General features: G+C 48.1%; 20 protein-coding genes. 5 read left to right on the top strand and 15 right to left on the bottom strand.

Annotated features, from left to right (window positions below; genetic code table 11):
- Positions 1 to 53: 53 nt before the first annotated feature.
- Entirely contained in the window at positions 54 to 1,571 is a 1,518-nt protein-coding gene (gene lysS, locus OI18_RS07570) for a lysine--tRNA ligase (protein ID WP_039138619.1), read from the top strand.
- A 128-nt stretch (positions 1,572 to 1,699) separates the two neighbouring features.
- On the opposite strand, the gene OI18_RS07565 is transcribed toward lysS, so the two are convergent.
- From OI18_RS07565 to OI18_RS07535, 6 genes are all read right to left on the bottom strand, one after another.
- Complete coding sequence (locus OI18_RS07565; RefSeq protein WP_039138618.1) at positions 1,700 to 2,521, bottom strand: SDR family oxidoreductase; 822 nt, start codon at positions 2,519 to 2,521, stop codon at positions 1,700 to 1,702.
- A 514-nt stretch (positions 2,522 to 3,035) separates the two neighbouring features.
- On the bottom strand, positions 3,036 to 4,025 hold the full coding sequence (locus OI18_RS07555; RefSeq protein WP_039138614.1) for an aldo/keto reductase: 990 nt from the start codon (positions 4,023 to 4,025) through the stop codon (positions 3,036 to 3,038).
- A 25-nt stretch (positions 4,026 to 4,050) separates the two neighbouring features.
- Positions 4,051 to 4,692 carry an LPS export ABC transporter periplasmic protein LptC gene (gene lptC / locus OI18_RS07550; RefSeq protein ID WP_072038972.1) on the bottom strand — a complete coding sequence of 214 codons (642 nt, stop codon included), beginning with the start codon at positions 4,690 to 4,692 and terminating at the stop codon, positions 4,051 to 4,053.
- Entirely contained in the window at positions 4,685 to 6,046 is a 1,362-nt protein-coding gene (bamG, locus tag OI18_RS07545; RefSeq protein WP_152616762.1) for a BamG family beta-barrel-assembly machinery protein, read from the bottom strand. Before bamG ends, lptC begins: the two co-directional genes overlap by 8 nt.
- On the bottom strand, positions 6,024 to 6,749 hold the full coding sequence (locus OI18_RS07540) for a type III pantothenate kinase (protein WP_039138611.1): 726 nt from the start codon (positions 6,747 to 6,749) through the stop codon (positions 6,024 to 6,026). Before OI18_RS07540 ends, bamG begins: the two co-directional genes overlap by 23 nt.
- A gap of 5 nt (positions 6,750 to 6,754) precedes the next feature.
- The gene (locus tag OI18_RS07535; RefSeq protein ID WP_039138610.1) at positions 6,755 to 7,399 is read right to left on the bottom strand and encodes an LON peptidase substrate-binding domain-containing protein; all 645 of its coding nucleotides are present in this window, start codon (positions 7,397 to 7,399) and stop codon (positions 6,755 to 6,757) included.
- An 85-nt stretch (positions 7,400 to 7,484) separates the two neighbouring features.
- On the opposite strand from OI18_RS07535, the gene OI18_RS07530 reads away from it, so the two are divergent.
- From OI18_RS07530 to meaB, 3 genes are read left to right on the top strand one after another with little or no spacing between them, the layout of a single operon-like run.
- A complete protein-coding gene (locus tag OI18_RS07530) occupies positions 7,485 to 8,273 on the top strand; it encodes a glycosyltransferase family 2 protein (RefSeq protein ID WP_052272976.1) in 789 nt (262 codons plus the stop codon).
- A complete protein-coding gene (locus tag OI18_RS07525) occupies positions 8,270 to 9,322 on the top strand; it encodes a glycosyltransferase (protein WP_039138608.1) in 1,053 nt (350 codons plus the stop codon). Before OI18_RS07530 ends, OI18_RS07525 begins: the two co-directional genes overlap by 4 nt.
- Positions 9,323 to 9,332: 10 nt before the next feature.
- The gene (meaB, locus tag OI18_RS07520; protein WP_039138607.1) at positions 9,333 to 10,235 is read left to right on the top strand and encodes a methylmalonyl Co-A mutase-associated GTPase MeaB; all 903 of its coding nucleotides are present in this window, start codon (positions 9,333 to 9,335) and stop codon (positions 10,233 to 10,235) included.
- A gap of 16 nt (positions 10,236 to 10,251) precedes the next feature.
- Here the strand turns inward: meaB and OI18_RS07515 are convergent, their stop codons facing one another.
- The gene (locus OI18_RS07515; RefSeq protein ID WP_039138606.1) at positions 10,252 to 10,470 is read right to left on the bottom strand and encodes a hypothetical protein; all 219 of its coding nucleotides are present in this window, start codon (positions 10,468 to 10,470) and stop codon (positions 10,252 to 10,254) included.
- A gap of 101 nt (positions 10,471 to 10,571) precedes the next feature.
- Here OI18_RS07515 and OI18_RS07510 point away from each other — a divergent pair, with 101 nt between their 5' ends.
- A complete protein-coding gene (locus tag OI18_RS07510) occupies positions 10,572 to 11,393 on the top strand; it encodes a tetratricopeptide repeat protein (protein ID WP_160290204.1) in 822 nt (273 codons plus the stop codon).
- 138 nt (positions 11,394 to 11,531) lie between these two features.
- Here the strand turns inward: OI18_RS07510 and OI18_RS07505 are convergent, their stop codons facing one another.
- Genes OI18_RS07505 through OI18_RS23695 form a run of 8 tightly spaced genes read right to left on the bottom strand, consistent with a single transcriptional unit; the run spans position 11,532 to position 16,968 of the window.
- Positions 11,532 to 11,903 (bottom strand): ApeI family dehydratase, encoded by a 372-nt coding sequence (locus tag OI18_RS07505; protein WP_052272975.1) that lies wholly within the window; start codon positions 11,901 to 11,903, stop codon positions 11,532 to 11,534.
- Complete coding sequence (lolB2, locus tag OI18_RS07500) at positions 11,903 to 12,520, bottom strand: flexirubin biosynthesis protein LolB2 (RefSeq protein WP_039138604.1); 618 nt, start codon at positions 12,518 to 12,520, stop codon at positions 11,903 to 11,905. Before lolB2 ends, OI18_RS07505 begins: the two co-directional genes overlap by 1 nt.
- Positions 12,498 to 13,133: a flexirubin biosynthesis/transport protein LolA2 gene (lolA2, locus tag OI18_RS07495; protein ID WP_039138768.1), complete on the bottom strand. Its 636-nt coding sequence runs from the start codon at positions 13,131 to 13,133 to the stop codon at positions 12,498 to 12,500. Before lolA2 ends, lolB2 begins: the two co-directional genes overlap by 23 nt.
- The gene (locus tag OI18_RS07490; RefSeq protein ID WP_052272973.1) at positions 13,126 to 13,887 is read right to left on the bottom strand and encodes a polysaccharide deacetylase family protein; all 762 of its coding nucleotides are present in this window, start codon (positions 13,885 to 13,887) and stop codon (positions 13,126 to 13,128) included. Before OI18_RS07490 ends, lolA2 begins: the two co-directional genes overlap by 8 nt.
- Positions 13,881 to 14,873, bottom strand: a complete 993-nt coding sequence (locus tag OI18_RS07485; RefSeq protein WP_039138602.1) for a beta-ketoacyl synthase chain length factor — start codon at positions 14,871 to 14,873, stop codon at positions 13,881 to 13,883. Before OI18_RS07485 ends, OI18_RS07490 begins: the two co-directional genes overlap by 7 nt.
- A 1-nt stretch (position 14,874) precedes the next feature.
- Positions 14,875 to 16,074, bottom strand: coding sequence for a beta-ketoacyl-[acyl-carrier-protein] synthase family protein (locus tag OI18_RS07480; RefSeq protein ID WP_039138600.1), 1,200 nt, complete (start codon positions 16,072 to 16,074; stop codon positions 14,875 to 14,877).
- A gap of 2 nt (positions 16,075 to 16,076) precedes the next feature.
- Positions 16,077 to 16,343 (bottom strand): phosphopantetheine-binding protein, encoded by a 267-nt coding sequence (locus OI18_RS07475; RefSeq protein WP_039138599.1) that lies wholly within the window; start codon positions 16,341 to 16,343, stop codon positions 16,077 to 16,079.
- Positions 16,321 to 16,968, bottom strand: a complete 648-nt coding sequence (locus tag OI18_RS23695; protein WP_052272972.1) for a beta-ketoacyl-[acyl-carrier-protein] synthase family protein — start codon at positions 16,966 to 16,968, stop codon at positions 16,321 to 16,323. Before OI18_RS23695 ends, OI18_RS07475 begins: the two co-directional genes overlap by 23 nt.
- Positions 16,969 to 16,970: the final 2 nt, after the last annotated feature.

Below are 16,970 nucleotides of genomic sequence, written 5' to 3'. Positions count from 1 at the left end.
CCGGGGGGCTTTTTCCCCGGTAAGCTTTATTTTTGCGCTTCAAATTTTGGCGAATGCAATTATCTGAACAAGAACTGATCCGCAGGGAGAAGCTGCAACAACTCCAGGAACTGGGAATTGACCCCTATCCTGCCCCATTGTATCCTGTAAATACGAATGCTGTATATATAAAGGAAAATTATAAGGGGGAAGAGAATAAGGCATACTTCACTGAAGTGTGCCTGGCAGGAAGGGTCATGAGCATTCGCGATATGGGAAAGGCAAGCTTTGCCGTGCTGCAGGATAGTACCGGAAGGATCCAGATCTATGTCCGCCGCGATGATATTTGCCCGGGTGAGGACAAGAACCTATACGACAAGTTCTGGAAACACCTGGTGGATATCGGTGATATTATCGGGGTGAAGGGATATGTCTTTACTACAAAAACAGGCGAGACCTCTGTTCACGTTCAGGAACTGACCCTACTGACCAAATCACTTAAGCCATTACCCGTGGTGAAGGAAGCAGAAGGCCAGACCTTTGATGCTGTTACTGACCCGGAATTCAAGTATCGCCAGCGTTATGCCGACCTCGTGATCAATCCTCAGGTGCGCGATACGTTCGTAAAGCGTACAAAGCTGATCAATACAATGCGCGACTTCCTGAATGAAAGGGGTGCGCTCGAAGTGGATACACCTGTTCTCCAGGCCATCCCGGGCGGTGCTGCTGCACGTCCTTTCATCACGCACCATAACGCACTCGATGTTCCTTTCTATCTCCGCATTGCAAACGAACTGTACCTGAAGCGCTGTATTGTAGGTGGCTTCGACTGGGTATATGAGTTCAGCCGCAACTTCCGGAACGAAGGAATGGACCGTACACACAACCCGGAATTCACCATCCTCGAATGGTATACTGCCTATAAGGACTATTTCTGGATGATGGAAACCACCGAGCAGCTGCTTGAAAAAGTGGCGGTTGCGTTGCACGGCACAACTGATGTGCAGGTGGGCGAAAATATCATCAGCTTTAAAGCCCCGTTCAAACGCCTGTCGATCTTCGATGCCATCAGGGAGAATACCGGCATTGATATCAGCGAGAAAGACGAAGCAGGTTTGCGTGAGGTCTGCAAGCAACTGAAGATCGATGTGGCACCCGGCATAGGCAAGGGCAAGCTGATCGATGAAATCTTCGGTGCGACCAGTGAACACACTTTCATTCAGCCAACTTTCATTATCGACTACCCGGTTGAAATGAGCCCGCTTACCAAGAAGCATCGCAACAAAGCCGGACTGGTGGAGCGTTTTGAGCTCATGGTCAACGGCAAGGAGATCGCCAATGCTTATTCGGAGCTTAACGATCCCATCGACCAGCGCGAACGTTTCGAGGAGCAGGTGCGCCTGATGGAACGTGGTGATGATGAAGCCATGTTCATTGACCAGGACTTCCTGCGCGCCCTTGAATACGGGATGCCCCCAACAGCCGGCATCGGAATCGGGATCGACAGGTTGTGTATGCTTATGACCAACCAGCCTTCAATCCAGGATGTGCTGCTGTTCCCGCAGATGAGGCCAGAGCAGTTCGAAGATTGACCGCGAACTTATTTGTCGCAGTGAATGAGTGAATAGGTCAATAAGTGAATCGTTAATGCAACCTTATGCATATTCACTTATTAACCTATTGACTTATTGACTGCATTTCCAGATCGCAGTGCGACCTATCAAACAAACAGATCATTCATCAGCTTCTGCTTCGGGTTAACCGAGTAGCGTTCCAGGTCGGTAATACCCTCTTCAGCGAGCACCTGTTCGTCGATAAAGAAGTTCCCGGTACATTCAAATGAGGGTCGTTTCAGGATGTGAAAGGCGGCCTCAGCTACGATATCGGGCGTACGGCTCCGTTGAATAAGAAAGTCACCGCCCAGCAGGTTTTCCACGGCAGCAGTTGCAATCGTTGTTTTTGGCCATAGTGCATTTGCCGCAATGCGATGAGGGCGAAGTTCTTCGGCCAGCCCGAATACGATCATACTCATTCCGTATTTACTAAGCGTATACGCAAGGTGCGGCGCGAACCAGCGCGGATCCATATTAAGGGGCGGAGAAAGGTTCAGGATATGCGGGTTCAGCGCATTCTTCAGGTGGGGAATACAGGCCTTTGATACCAGGAAAGTACCCCGCACATTAATGTCGTGCATCAGGTCCCATCTTTTCGGTTCAGTCTGTTCCGTAGGGGTAAGTGTAATAGCACTGGCATTATTGACAACAATATCGATGCCGCCAAATTCCTTTACCATAGTTTCTACGGCCGCGTTGATGCTGTCTTCAAACCGGATGTCTGCCTGGATCGGAAGCACTTTTCCCGTTCCGGCTTTATCAATTTCTTCGGCGGCAGTATAAATGGTTCCTTCGAGTCGTGGGTGAGGTTCAACAGATTTTGAGGCAATCGCAATGTTGGCTCCTTCTGCAGCCAGGCGCAGGGCTATAGCTTTGCCAATTCCCCTGCTGGCGCCGGTTACCAATACATTTTTGTTTTCAAATACCATGTGTTCAGTGGTTTAGTTGGTTATACGGATTGAGATTAAATGTAACCTAACGGAAGTTAGGAGAGTTCTACCAGATTCAGCATCGTATTTTTACTAATTCCTCCGTAAAAAATGAAGACTGCAGAATCAGCAAATGTGCTCTTGTATACAGTGCGCAGGTATTTTACTTTTGTATTGTCAGTTGATCGATAACAAATCAACAAAATCCAGAAAAATCCAGCCGCCTAACCAACGGCAGAAAGACCAGGAATCCAATATCCAAAGCGGAAAAACCAATAGAATCCGGAATCCAACAAAACCAGACGTTATCCAAATCCAAAGAAAGACCCAGAAAGATTGGTATCCCTTAACTGACAAGTAGTTTAAAATCCATTATCACTAATTATCCAGATCCTAACGAACGACCTGAAAAATTTGTACCTATCGAAGACCTAGACCTGATGGTTCTGAATCGTACAAAAGAATTTAAAAAACCCCGGCAATGCCGGGGTTTTTTAGTATTTGAATGTTCGATTCACATCAGATTCAAAGTGGGCTTATTCTGCAAAATTTCGTCTATCCGGGTCATCACTTCAGGAGTCAGCACCGGCAGCACTTCGAGTGCGCGGAAATTTTCTTCGAGCTGTTCGCGCCTGGTAGCCCCGAGAATAGCAGTGGTAACATTCGGATTGGCGATGGTCCAGGCAATTGCCAGGGGTGCCAGTGGTACATTGAGCTCTTTGGCAAGTGTATCGAGCATCCGCAATTTGTTGGTTTTTTCCTCCTGGATCCAGCGGTCTTTTAGCCATTCAAATCCCTGCATGCCAAGCCTGGAGCCTTCAGGAAAGCCGGAAAGGTATTTTCCAGTCAGGAAGCCGGCTGCGAGCGGGCTCCAGATGGTTGTACCCAATCCCACGTTCTGGAATACCGGCTGGTAATCCATTTCCATCTTATACCGCTCAAACATATTGTACTGGGGTTGCTCCATAACAGGGCCGATCAGGTGATACTGCTGCGCAACCCGGTGCGCCTCCATAATTTCCGCACCGCTCCACATGCTGGTACCCCAATAAAGGATCTTACCCTGTTGAATAAGGTTATGCATGGTCCAGACTACTTCTTCAATGGGAACTGAAGGGTCGGGACGATGGCAAAAGAAAAGGTCGAGATAGTCGACCTGCAGCCGACCGAGGGCTTCGTGGCAAGCTTCAAAAATGTGTTTGCGGCTCAGTCCTGTCTGGTTTGGCTTATTGTTCTTTCCTCGCCAGCCAAAGAATACTTTTGAAGAAACAGAATAGGAACTGCGTTCCCAGTTCTTCATTTTGAGAACGCGACCCATCATTTTCTCGCTTTCACCAAGGGCATAAACCTCTGCATTATCAAAGAAGTTGACTCCCCTGTCGTAAGCGATGCCCATTAGTTCATCTGCTATACTGTCATCGATCTGCTTGTGAAAACTAACCCAGCTGCCGAAGCTTAATACACTTAGCTGGAGGCCGGTGCGGCCCATGCGACGATACTCCATAAAAGAAGTTTAGTTTGAATATACCTTATTGACTAATCCTGCCTGGCGGAACGGTGTCCGTTATAGGCGGAGTGGTTGAATCAACCGGTGGTGCCGCTCCGAATCCACTCCGGGGCACAGATACAAAACCTGTCGGTTTCTTGATCACCCACCAGTCAAATGACTGGTCGGCTTCAAGGCCTGTTCCGTAAATGATTTTATCGGGTTGGTGGATCTGTACTTCTTTCTCAGTAAAAAACATCTGGGTATTCCGGTCCCACCACAACTCCTTACAACGGAGTGTATCCCGGCGCAAATTGAAAACAACGACACTGTCGCGCAGGAACACTTTCTGTTCTTTTTCCCGGAACCGGCCGTAAAGGGCATCAAGCTGGCTTTCGATTACCAGGCTGTCGTTATAGAAATCGACATGAAGCTTTTTTGGAAATTCGATATAGGGGGAATCGGTCTGGTAACGGTTCATAACCGGGGCGGTCAGCCGCGCGCGCATTTTTCCTCCCTGGCTAAGGTAACTTTCGATATCAACGGCTTCCTCAACAGCGATCCGCTTGTCGGAAAGTGCTTTCAGTTCTTCAACACTGTTCTCACACGAGATGAGAAACGTGCCAAGTACCAACAATGTCAGAATGAAAGTACCCGGTTTTTTATGATAGAACCGATTAATCATACCTCCGCTTAACAAACCAAAGGTCGCTTAAAGTAAATCCAAGCGCAAGACGGAAAACATTTTCCTGCAATTGTGTGCTTGCTGAACCCCTTCTTCCATATTCGAGGGAAAGGTTCAGGTTGGTGTATTGGTTACTGAAGCGGTTGGGGCGGACAGGAAAACCAAACCCGGCAGTGATATTGTACTGGTTCAGCTCCTGGTTTTTGTACTTGATATAATCTGGTCCGAAGTTGAAACCGACCCTATAGGTAACACGGCCCCAGTAATTTGTTCCAAATGCATTAGGAATCAGCTGTGCGCCAAACTTCACTTTCCAGTTTGAAGCAACAGTATCTCCACGGCCGTAGATGGCGAAATCATCCCAGCTGGTTGTTACGTAATCTGCGCCGATCATCCATTTGTCCTGCTTTTCCAGGGTGAAACCACCGGAATATGATGCCGGGAAGGAGATTTTTCCTTTCACATTCTCTTCTGCATACACGCTGTCAACCCCGATTATGCCACCTGACCCGTCATATTGGAAGGTCTGGATAATGAAATCTGTGCTTGCATTGTAATCGTGCTTCAATGTAGCCGTTGCGCCAAGTACCAGCCTGAGTGAATTGCCCAGGTCAGCAGCATATTGAGCACCTCCATTCAGGAAAAACCCGCCGAAGCTGATCTTGGTCTGGTTGTTCAGCTTGTTATAGATAATGGAATCATTGACAAGTTCCTTACGGGTACTGAAGTCCTTGGTCCCAAAGAAATACCCAACGTTCGCACCGATGCTGAATTTCCCAAAAGCCTTGCCCAGCCCTGCATAGGCCTGGTAAGAGCCACCCGTTCCCTCATAAGTGGTCAGGCTCGAATCGATTGGATTTCCCGTTCCCGGGTTATCCTCCAGGCGATTAGACAAAATTTTATAGTTCACGCGGCTGATCGGACGAAGGCCCATAACCATGGCAAAATTGTGCTTCCTGCTAATGGGGATCCCAAGCTGCAGGTAAGAGAAGTTCACATAGCTCGCCTTATATTTTTCCGGGTTGTTCTGCTCGCGGAGAACCTGGTTTTCCACTTCGAACCCGAGGTCAAACGAAGTGATCTTCAACCTGGAATAAGATGCCGGGTTCAGGAAGTTTACAGTTTGCGAACGGGGATAAACATTCTTGAAATTATAGCGGGGATCGAAATCAACATAGCCGGCGCCTATGCCACCCATTCCCCTGGTGGCGATCGGAGTGCTGGGAACCAGGTTGCCCCAGCCATACCTTGAGTACGGGGAGTTTTCCTGGGCGTTTGCTGCCATTCCACACAGCAGCAGTACGGCTAGAAAGAGTTGATTTACAAGTTGTTTAGTTGCACTCACTGATCGCATACAGTCCTTTAAAGATTAAATTCTGGTCGGCAAATATCTTGTTTTTTAGATGCGGCACAAAATAGCCTGAATTACCCCCGGTTAACAGCACGTTAAAGTTCCCGTACCTTTCGGCGTAAGCATCGATAAACCCGTCGATTTCTTTCGCCATTCCCAGAATAACGCCGCTGGTGATATTGGTAACCGTATCATAGCCCACAAGCGGGAAATTCCAATCCTCTTTTACGAGGGGGAGTTTGGCGGTATATTCCTTCAGGCTTTTGAATCGCATGTCCATTCCCGGCGAGATGCCGCCCCCCAGGAATTCATGATTACTATTGATGAAATTGTAGGTAATACAGGTTCCCAGTGCTATTGCCAGGTTATTCTTTCCGGGAAACAGGTTCACTGCTGCAGCCGCAATCGCCAGCCTGTCCGCCCCAATCGTAGCCGGTTTTCCCACGGGAGTGGTAAAAGGTAGACTGGTCAGGTGTGACAGGCGGTGAAATTTCGACCGGCGTGCCAGCAGTTCTTCCACTGCAGGCTCATGATTGATCACTGAAGAAAGAATGGTCCTGTCCGGCTGGTGGGTGTCCATCACCCCGTTTATGACAGCTGCGTCAGTACCGTCGAGGTGGATAACCGCATCGAGCGCATCATCTTTAAACACCGCATATTTCTGTCGTGTGTTGCCAAAATCAAAGCAGAGAGTAGTAGCAGCCATTCCGGTTATAGATCTAAATCGAGCGAAGATAGGTTTTTAAAGTGCCCGTTGAGTTTCACCTTTTCCTTCAGCTGCTCCATTTCAGCTATTACGGGTAACACTTTGGCCAGGTGCCGCTTCAGGTATTCCTGCCGCTGCACTTCCTGCATCAGGCTTAGAAATTCATATTCTTCTTCAATAGAAAGACCGGCATGGTGGGCAACATCATAACTTAATAGCAGGTCATCGGGCTTCCGGAATTCTTTTTTAACCTGCAGCAACCGGTGCAGTTCCCTGATGCCGAAAATGACCCGTTGCATGAGGTCCTGTTTGCCATGGTCTTCGCGGTTATGCGGATAATTTACGATGGCGCCGCTGTAAAGCTTATCAGGAATCTCTTTCACAAGCTCAAGTATGCGAAATACTTTGGTGCCCTGGGTGCGGATATCCATTTCCCCGCCTTCATATTCCTTGCTTACTTCAACCACTTTTACAAGTGTGCCCAGTTCGCCAAGCTTCTTTTCAATAACGGCTGGAATTCCAAACGGCTTTTTTGAATCGAGGCATTCGCGGATGAGCTGGATGTACCTGGGCTCGAAAATATGGAGGTTAAGTTCCTCGCCGGGAAATACTACGATACCTAAAGGGAATATGGGGATGAAATTAGTCATGGCTGTTCGCTGTCACTTAAGCATTAGATTTGCGCAGTGGCTACTGAACCAGGCCCGTTACTAAATTAGGAACTAAAACGCTATAATGACTTCCATAACCGGATTGGTCATCACCTTTAATGAAGCAAAAATCATCTCAACCTGCCTTGATGCGTTACAACAGGTTTGTGATGAGATAATTGTGGTTGATAGTTTTTCCTCAGACGACACCGTTGAGATCTGTTCCGCATACCCGATCGTAAAAGTTATCCGGAATCGCTGGCCCGGATTTGGACCCCAAAAGAATTTCGGTGCCACACAAGCGAGGTTTGATCATATCCTTTCCGTGGATGCCGACGAGGTGTTATCGCCGGAGTTAATACATTCGATCATGGAAGCAAAAAGCGGTCAGCTCCCTGAAGTGCTCTGGCTGACGCGGCTGAATAATTATTATGGCAAGTTCCTGTACCATGGCCTTGATGCACCGGAACAAAAACCCCGGATCTATGACAGGCGGACAGTACAATGGAACCTTTCGCCGGTTCACGAGGAACTGGAAATCCCGTTATCAACACCCCGGAGGGTGCTGGATGGAAAACTATGGCACTATACCATCAGCAATCTTGGCGATCACCTCACAAAGCAGAACAAGTACACCAGCCTGGCCGTGCAGAAGATGGTTGACAAGGGAAAGAGACCCTCACTTTTTAAGCTCATCTTCTCGCCATTCTTCCGGTTTATAAAGGCATATTTCCTGAAACTCGGCCTGCTCGATGGCAGCAATGGGTTCATCGTAGCTATCATGCATTCCAATGCCAGTTTTCAGAAACATGCCAAGTTGTGGCAGCACTATTATTCCGCACAAAACAAGCCTGACCAAAAAGCTGCCTTATGAAGATCCTTGAAATCAACCTGGCCCGGAGCTGGCGTGGCGGTGAGCGTCAGACGCTATACACTGCGGTAGCCCTTGCCGATATGGGACACGAGGTCACAGTAGCTACGCGGACGGACAGCCAGCTTGCCATGCACTGCGAACTGAAAGGCATCCCTGTAAAGGATTTTTCGGGAGCTGCTTCACTGGCCGCGTGGCTGGCGGCAAATGGTTCGAAGTTTGATATACTTCATTGCCAGGGATCAAAGGAACTTACCTGGTGCGTCATCACAAAAAGCTTTCATCGTCGGCCGGTTGTCCTTAGCCGTCGCGTGAACTTCGCACCGAAGGGCGGGCTTACAAAATGGAAGTACGACCACGCAAGTGCAATAGTGGGAGTAAGCGAAGCCATCCGGCAGACGCTGAACAGGTTTGGCGTAAAAAACGTGTCGGTTATTCCCAGTGCCTTCCTCCCCGCTGAACCGGACCAGGCCAGGATCACTGAATTGCGCGAACAATTTGCCCCGGGGGGTAAAAAGATAGTTGCAACAGCAGCTGCCCTGACGATCGAAAAGGATCCGGCCACGATGGTTCGTGCCATTGCCGGGCTGCGTAAAAAAAGGGATGATTTTGTATTTATTCATTTTGGCGATGGTCCAATGAAGGAAGAGATCCGGCAGCTGGTAAGGAAAGAAGGCCTCGAAACAACTTATCTCTTACCTGGTCACACCCACGATCCGGAAACGATTTATCCGGCATTTGATGTGTATGTAATGAGTTCAGTTGAAGAGGGTCTCGGCAGCAGCGTTCTGGATGCGTTCTATAATCGTGTGCCGGTGGTGTCTACAGCGGCAGGTGGACTGGCGAACCTGCTGGATGAAGGAAGGGGCCTGCTTTGTGAAGTAGCGGATGCAGCCTGCCTGGCAAATAATATTAATGCCATTCTTTCATCACCCGAACTTTTTGAGACCATGACTGCTGAGGCGAAGGAATATCTTTTCCTGCATCACAGCATCAGCACCTGCGCCGCGCAATACGAAACTTTGTTCCATTCATTGCTGGCAACAACTTAATTTGCCCTGTATGCCGATCAATATGTTGCAACATATTTTACATGGTGATGTCAGAAGCATTGCACGCGCAATATCCCTGATCGAGAATGAAGTGCCCGGCTATGAAGAACTAATGGAGTCACTGCCGCATTTCAAAACGCCGATAATCGGGATCACCGGTCCCCCAGGTGCCGGAAAGAGCACGCTTGTTGACGCCCTGATCGGGTCAATTGTGGCCACCGATAAAAAAGTAGCGGTATTGTGTGTTGACCCCTCCTCCCCTTTTAACATGGGTGCGGTACTTGGGGACAGGGTACGGATGAGTGAATGGTACAATAACCCCGCCGTGTTTATCCGCTCACTGGCGACGAGAGGATCCCTGGGCGGATTGCATCCCCATATCATCGAGATCACTGAGTTGCTTAAGGTTGCCCCTTATGATTATATTATCGTTGAAACTGTCGGTGTTGGACAGAGTGAAATTGAAATCGTAGGACTTGCCGATGTTACTGCAGTTGTTCTTGTTCCGGAAGCAGGCGATGAAATCCAGACAATGAAAGCTGGCCTGATGGAAATTGCTGACGTCTTTGTCGTGAATAAGTGTGACCGTCCCGATGCGGACAGGTTTGTGAAAAACCTGAAAACGATGCTGGCGCCGGCCTTCAGCCGCCACACCGCCGCTGTTCCGATAATCAAGACTACTGCATCCGCGAAGGAAGGAATCCGCGAACTGCATGCAAGCCTCGAAGAACTATTACGCCACCACGAAATGGCTGACAGGAAATCCTGGCTGCTCGCTGAACGGGCATATCACCTGATCGAGCGGAACCGCATGAAAGACGTCAATAAACAACGGCTGAAAGAAGCGATCGAACAATTGCAGCAAAAGAACGCCTTCAACCTCTACAAGTTCGTCCAGCAATTTCACAATTAGGGGAGGTATCAACTCATTAAAACATATCCCTGTTGGCCTTCCACCAGCGGAAACCGATGATTCCGAGGATTACGAGGGGTGTGGCAGCGAGGTATACAATTCCAAGATTAAGGGCGCGGGCAGGTTTTTCACCCAATTGCTGCGCGGTTTTTGTGCAGATAGAACACTGGGCCCGGGTACCGGTATACGTTGCTAACAGAAGTAAAGTAAACAGTATGTAAAAGCTCTTCTTCATTCCCGGATATTTGTACAAAATTAAGGCAAGTGGCACAGTTTGCCATCGACCGAAATATGGTAATTTTCCGCACTATAAAAGAGTTTAAAAATAACAGGCTTATGAAAAAGATCTCCTTCCTGATGTTGTGCTTTGTGATGTCTATGCATGGTTTCTCACAAAGCCTGATCACGATGTCGAACAAATGTTACGAGATGATGAAAACTGGTAATAAGGCAAACGATGCCGGTCAGTATGATGAAGCATTGAAGACATTTGATGCCATGCTTTCAAAGTGTACAGCGAAGGATGCCAAGGAAAGCGGTAACGTGGGAAAAGCGCATGCACTTAATGGATTGAAACGCCATGATGAAGCAAAAGCGGCTGCAGATGCAGCGATCAAGGCATCTAAGAATACCAGCATTGCAGCCTTATTCGAAAGGGCTGATGCCAATTATTCCCTGAACCAGCTTGCTGATGCCAAGGCCGATTACGCGAAGATTACCGCCATGTCCGAAAAAAATAAGAATGTGAAGGACAGGGCCAGCATCTTTTCAAAACTCGCGGAGCTTGACTGGAAGCAGGGCATGAAGGAAGATGCATATAACAATATTTCGAAGGCAATTGAACTGGACCCGGGCAATCCTGATTACCTGATCATGCGCGGCGATTTCAAAGCGAAGGAAGGAGACCTTACGGCAGCATTCGAGAATTACGACAAAGCGCTGGAAACTTCTTCCGACAAACAGGCTGTTTATAAGCTCCGGGCGAATGCTTTTACCCGGGTGATGCAGGACAAACACAAGACCCGTGATGCCAAGGAACTGGGGCAGCGGATGTCGACCGCAGAGAAAGAAAAGTTCTGCCAGGAATGGAAGCGCGTGTTTGATGGCGGGTACAAGAATATGAAGGAGGAGCTGTACTTCACTTTGATCTGCGAGTAAACTCCTTCGTAAAAAATTCAAAAAGAGGCGGCGAATAACCGGGGTCTGCAAAGGGCCTGCAAAGGGGGTGGAAAGGGGGTGGAAAGGGCCTGGGCCTCTTCTTCCTCCGTGCACGCTCCCTGCAGCTTGTCTATTCACTCATCCGGCTTTCAGATAATTTCCCTGGAAACGGAAAAAAGTAAGGTCATTTTTCTGCAGGGAAGCTGACACGGACAAACTCTTTTCATCCGGATGGGTAAAACGGATCTGCATGTCTAAATCCTGGTGAACCCCGGGATCGATAAAGTGCAGGAACTTGATATTATCGCTCCTGAGCAGTTGTAATCTTTTACCGAGGGCGGCTTCCATGACTTCCATGACCAACTGGATCATACAGACGCCTGGCACTACGGGCTGACCCGGAAAATGGCCTTTGAAGATGGCATGTGATTCATTCCACTTTAGCCTGGTGACGACAGTGTCTTCTTTCAGCGTAGGCTGGCTGGTTGTGCAAAAATCTCCTATCAGCATTAGCGTTCAAGTTTTTTAAGGGTAATGGAAAAGTCGAAATTATGGTGACGGATAGTGATCGAGTCAGGAGATGATTTGCCTGCCGGCGTCCAGGTTGCTTCTGCCAGCGGTTTTTTTGAACTGCCCATTTCAGCACGGACGAATTTCTTACACAGGGTGTCGGTAAGGTAGTATACCGTCTTTTCACGCATGGGGTATGCATGGTAAAGCATGCCGTTACCTTTCATGACCTGTGCGGCAGTGGCCGGAATGTTATTCATGAGCAGGAAATTGAAATCGTTCCGCAATGCATTGATCACAACTTTCTTATCCAGCTTCCGCATTATGTAATGCACTTTGAAGTCTTCCTGTCCGCCAAAAGCAAAATCGAAGAATTTAACCCCGGTTTCGGTAGAAAAAACAACCCGGTATGTGGTATCTGGCATTTGTTTTACAAGCAGCAATCCACTTAAATGCCTGCCCGAAATATTTACATGGGTATTATACAATTCATTGCTGAACTCCGGCCTGAACTGCGAAGCACATAATTGGTCCGCGGGTAAACTGCGGAGCGACCTGTAGGGGTACGAACATCCTGCCAGCATAAGCATAACATTACTTAACAGCAAATACCGCATCGGCAATAGTTGTGTTGATCTCCTTCTGCTGAAAACTTATCAGTGTATTGTCACCGCCCTGTTCGATCATATTGATCTTTGAAACAGAGTAGTCCTTCCGGTCAACCGTAACCAGGATCATCGAAAAAAATTCTTTCAGGTCTTTCGCAACCGGTACCATTTCGATCAGGTAATACTGGCTGTTCTCAAAAGCCTTCGTTTTGAAATCCGTATTGGACAAAACTGTTCCTTTAACGCAATCAATGGTGATCTTATTGATCTTCTGGAAGAGTTTATTTGATTTTACCGAGATCCGGTTTTCCTGCTGGCCATCCTTGATATACACATTGTTACCATTTATAATCATCAGGTAATTAAATGGTTGCTGGTATTCCATCCTCACCAGGTTCTCTTTTTTGAACCAGAATTTGCCCTTTGAGGTGATCTTCTCCGACAGCAGGCTGAGGTTTTTTTCCTGTGTGAAATTGCTGGTGATGGAATGGATCGCTGCTGATGCCGTACTAAAGGCGTTACGGAAGCCATTCATATCTGCGACCGGCTGGAAGCCCTTATGCTGGGCCGTTGCCATCAGCACAGAAATAAGGGTTAAAAATGTCAATATTGTCTTACGCATATGGTTGTTCATTGATCAGGGTATCGAGCCTCACTATTTCATAGCCCTGCTTCCTGGCGTCATCAATGACAGACGGAAGGATCCTGAGGGTTGCATGAGCGGTATCATGAAAAAGGATAATTGAACCCGGCTGCAAAGATCGCATTACGCGGTCATACAATTTCCCGTCTTCCTTTATTACTGTATCCAGCGAACGGACATTCCAGCCGACTGTTACAAGTCCCTCCTGCTTTACAGCCCCCGCAAGATTCGGTGTGGTAACGCCATAGGGAGGACGAAATAACCTGGGACGCAAGCCAATTACCCGTTGCACTTCCGAGGCAGTTGCCGCCAGTTCATGCTTCCAGGCTGAAGTCATGGAGAGATCTATCCAGGCAGAGTGACTGTAAGTGTGGTTGCCTATTATATGTCCTTCTTCATGGATCCGTTTAATAAGAGCTTCTTTGCCACGGATCCGATTTCCTATACAGAAAAATGCCGCGGGTGTTTGCTTAGATTTCAGCAGGTCAAGTAATTCAGGAGTTTGCGGACTGACCGGGCCGTCATCAAAACTTATCGCTATTTGCTTTTTTTTACCGTCGCCGCTGCAAACAGCCGGCAGGAAAAATTGTGAATTCACCCGGTAACTACCGAGGTATAACATTAATGAGTAAACGAAAATAACTAATGCTGCTATATACCATGGAAGGTCTGCCAGCAGGACGACAAATAGTATCGCCAGGAATATGAATGATGTATTACGGAAGGTTAACATTTGCTGATCAGCATAATGGAGTGGTAACCTGATTTGTCAGCATTATATATTACGGCATAACGTACGTGGCTGGCATCAGTCATACCAGGCATCGTTTTTCCCTGCATGGTGATACAGGCCAGCCATAGTGCAAATGAAGTGGAAGTAGGGTATTCGCCGCAAAGAGCTTTAAACTGAATCACTGCAGCTTCGTTACCTATCGTTTGCTCCACAACGTTATAATACTGATCCATTGCAGTATCAGCAGTGCGACCGCTTAGCAGTAACTGGACATCATCGGCTCCAAGGCCATGAGTTTGTAAAAGAGTTTTCACTGCATCTTCCACCTGTTGCGTACCAGGGTTGATCAAAGTCCTTATCCCCTTCACTTCTGCAATTGCCGCATCCGGCGAGGCTTTCGCAACAAAGAATGCGGCTCCTTCACCTGCAGGCTGTTTCCTGAAAAGCCCGAAACGCTCGAGGATAATAAAACTCTGGTCTGTCAATTCATCTGCTGCACCTACCAAAACCTGCGAAGTACCATTCTCCTTCAATAACATCATGGTATCGAGCAATGCCGTTTCGAACGACAAAGCCCTGTGCACGTAGGTGTTGTTATATGAGTTACACTTCAACATGAGTGCGATCTGCGCGCCAACCGTGTTATGGGTAGATTGGATAAAGGCCGTTGGCGTGAGCATTTCTTCCTTGTTCTCCACCATCCGCTTTAGGAAAATGCCGGTGTCTTCCAGACATCCATAAGCGGTACCGGTTATGATTGCGGAAGGATCAGTTACACCTGCCTGCTGCAGGGCATCAATTGCAGTAGCTACGCCCATCCGGATGATCCGGCTCATACGACGGATAAGCTTGGGCTCGATCAATGAACTGTAATCGGGCTCCGAGCACAATAATCTATTGCCTCCGGTAAGGGGCACCGCAGTAAATCCATCGGCATTACGGAAACTCTTTTGTGGCGATATGGCTGATGCTGCTGTAATGAACATGTCAGATGGCTGAGAAAATCAGGGATGAACAATTACCTCCAAATCCAAATGAATTGGAGAGGATGTTTTTAACCGGTATACCGTTAGTAAACTCGTTTACCATTACACCTTCTTCTTCGATTACCGGTTTGGAGATCCGCAGACCAGGTAACAAGCACTGCTGTTCCATAGCTTTGATGGAATAAACAGCTTCAAGTCCGCCGCATGCTGCAAGAGTATGACCGGTGAAAGATTTAGTCGAACTCATGCGTGGAAGGCTGTTGCCGAAGATCCGCCTGATTGCCGTGCTTTCAGACGCATCGTTATTCTGGGTGCCTGTACCATGCAGGTTGATGTAATCAATGTCTGAAGCCTGGAGCCCGGACATTTCCAATGCCCCCTTCATCGCCAGGAATGATCCCGTACCGTCCGGTGAGGAAGCGGTCTGGTGATACGCATCATTGGCATTGGCATAACCTGTAAGCTTTGCATAGGCGGGTTTAGACAAATCTTTTGCCACTGCTTCACTGACAAGTACAATAAACCCGGCACCTTCACCGAGGTTGAGGCCACGCCGCTGCTGATCAAACGGCTGGCACAGCTGCTGGTCGAGAATCATCAATGCATTGAAACCGTTAAGTGTAAAGCAGGACAGAGCGTCTGTACCACCCGCGATAACGACATCGAGCAGCCCGTTCCGGATCATTCGTGCTCCCAACATTATTGCATTAGCCGAAGAGGAGCAGGCTGTACTTACAGTGGAAACGAAATCGGTTACCTGCAATGCTGCAGCCATTTTTTCAGTTACAGCACCGCACTCGTGTTCCACTACCTGACGCAGTTTACCACCGGAATTATTTGCCAGGAAGTGCGGGTAGAAATGTTCGGTCAGGTCCATTCCGCCTACAGAAGTGGCGGAGATCAGGCCTGTCCGGTAAGCCACAGAGCCGTTGATTCCTGCATCGTCGAGAGCTTCGCGGGCTGCAAGGTAGCCGAGCATTGCTGTACGGCTGTCGCTGCCCATCCAGCCACATCTTTCTGCAAGTTCCTCATTGGAGGATTTTACTTCACCGGCAGGAAAAGTGTTTTTATGAACAGTATCGAGGTAACGTATAGCACTGAGTCCGGCACGGCCTTCCCGTAGTGCACGAAAGTTCTCCGCAACATCGTTACCGATGCCGGAAATCGCCCCGAGACCTGCTATATAAACCGGTGCTGACATAATCAATTTTGTTCGGCCTGGTTTTCAAGAATGAAATCAGCCATCGTACCGATTGACTGAAATACTTTCGGCCCGTCTTCTGCATTTACAAGCCTGATCTTGTAGTTCTGTTGCATCAATACGATCAGTTCCAATGCATCAATGGAATCGAGTCCGAGTCCTTCATTGAACAATGGTTCATCTGCATTTATCGATTCCGGTTGCACCTGCAGATTCAATTGTGCAACAATCTGGCGTTTCAGGTCTTCAATTAACTGCTCCCTGCTCATGATATAGATATTGATATAAATTTTCTTTATTAAATGCGCTGTGTATAATGTTATCCTTTGTTTCCGGGCCGACCAGGAAAAGCACGGCCTCATAGTCATCCCTGAACAGGTCGATCCATCCTGTTATGCAGCGTTTTGTTCTGCCCTCCGCGAAAAGTGACTGTACATACTGCTCCATGAATTTTACATCGGGTGCGGCTGTCACAAAACAACCCTGCTCTCCCTTAAACCCATGCCGGATGCCGATCTCACCGATCATAATATTGGGCAACGTGTACACGAAAGTTGCAGGACTCGGAATGTCGGCCAGCTGCTCAACAAACCGTGCATCGGTATCGAGGCTCGAGTGACTGTTGGACAACACAATGGCCACTTCCGACGGATCATAGTCTTCACTATTGAAACTATCCTTAAGCAACAGGTCAACGGCAAGTATTCCCAGCTGTGACAACCTGTCCATCTTATACCACTTCGGATAATTCAGTTGCAATGCATGGTACAAAGCCGGCAGGAATGACTCCGTTTTAGGGTCCGGATGCCGGAATCGCTGCTGTTCATCCTTCCATGTAGTACCAGCAGAAATACGACTGGTCCCGTGAATATATAGTGGTGACGTATTACTCAAAA

The organism is Flavihumibacter solisilvae (assembly GCF_000814475.1).
In the GTDB taxonomy this organism is placed as follows: Bacteria; Bacteroidota; Bacteroidia; order Chitinophagales; family Chitinophagaceae; genus Flavihumibacter; species Flavihumibacter solisilvae.
This window is presented reverse-complemented; position numbering and strand designations above follow the sequence as displayed.

What these genes read in the sequence shown, in the direction of transcription:
- OI18_RS07530 (WP_052272976.1), top strand. Translation starts at nt 7,485, where the DNA reads ATGACTTCCATAACCGGATTGGTCATCACCTTTAATGAAGCAAAAATC.
- OI18_RS07475 (WP_039138599.1), bottom strand. Translation starts at nt 16,343, where the DNA reads ATGAGCAGGGAGCAGTTAATTGAAGACCTGAAACGCCAGATTGTTGCA.
- bamG (WP_152616762.1), bottom strand. Translation starts at nt 6,046, where the DNA reads ATGCGATCAGTGAGTGCAACTAAACAACTTGTAAATCAACTCTTTCTA.
- OI18_RS07480 (WP_039138600.1), bottom strand. Translation starts at nt 16,074, where the DNA reads ATGTCAGCACCGGTTTATATAGCAGGTCTCGGGGCGATTTCCGGCATC.
- OI18_RS07525 (WP_039138608.1), top strand. Translation starts at nt 8,270, where the DNA reads ATGAAGATCCTTGAAATCAACCTGGCCCGGAGCTGGCGTGGCGGTGAG.
- OI18_RS07505 (WP_052272975.1), bottom strand. Translation starts at nt 11,903, where the DNA reads ATGCTGATAGGAGATTTTTGCACAACCAGCCAGCCTACGCTGAAAGAA.
- OI18_RS07565 (WP_039138618.1), bottom strand. Translation starts at nt 2,521, where the DNA reads ATGGTATTTGAAAACAAAAATGTATTGGTAACCGGCGCCAGCAGGGGA.
- lysS (WP_039138619.1), top strand. Translation starts at nt 54, where the DNA reads ATGCAATTATCTGAACAAGAACTGATCCGCAGGGAGAAGCTGCAACAA.
- lolB2 (WP_039138604.1), bottom strand. Translation starts at nt 12,520, where the DNA reads ATGCGGTATTTGCTGTTAAGTAATGTTATGCTTATGCTGGCAGGATGT.
- OI18_RS07485 (WP_039138602.1), bottom strand. Translation starts at nt 14,873, where the DNA reads ATGTTCATTACAGCAGCATCAGCCATATCGCCACAAAAGAGTTTCCGT.
- OI18_RS07555 (WP_039138614.1), bottom strand. Translation starts at nt 4,025, where the DNA reads ATGGAGTATCGTCGCATGGGCCGCACCGGCCTCCAGCTAAGTGTATTA.
- lptC (WP_072038972.1), bottom strand. Translation starts at nt 4,692, where the DNA reads ATGATTAATCGGTTCTATCATAAAAAACCGGGTACTTTCATTCTGACA.
- OI18_RS07540 (WP_039138611.1), bottom strand. Translation starts at nt 6,749, where the DNA reads ATGGCTGCTACTACTCTCTGCTTTGATTTTGGCAACACACGACAGAAA.
- OI18_RS07515 (WP_039138606.1), bottom strand. Translation starts at nt 10,470, where the DNA reads ATGAAGAAGAGCTTTTACATACTGTTTACTTTACTTCTGTTAGCAACG.
- lolA2 (WP_039138768.1), bottom strand. Translation starts at nt 13,133, where the DNA reads ATGCGTAAGACAATATTGACATTTTTAACCCTTATTTCTGTGCTGATG.
- OI18_RS07510 (WP_160290204.1), top strand. Translation starts at nt 10,572, where the DNA reads ATGAAAAAGATCTCCTTCCTGATGTTGTGCTTTGTGATGTCTATGCAT.
- meaB (WP_039138607.1), top strand. Translation starts at nt 9,333, where the DNA reads ATGCCGATCAATATGTTGCAACATATTTTACATGGTGATGTCAGAAGC.
- OI18_RS07535 (WP_039138610.1), bottom strand. Translation starts at nt 7,399, where the DNA reads ATGACTAATTTCATCCCCATATTCCCTTTAGGTATCGTAGTATTTCCC.
- OI18_RS07490 (WP_052272973.1), bottom strand. Translation starts at nt 13,887, where the DNA reads ATGTTAACCTTCCGTAATACATCATTCATATTCCTGGCGATACTATTT.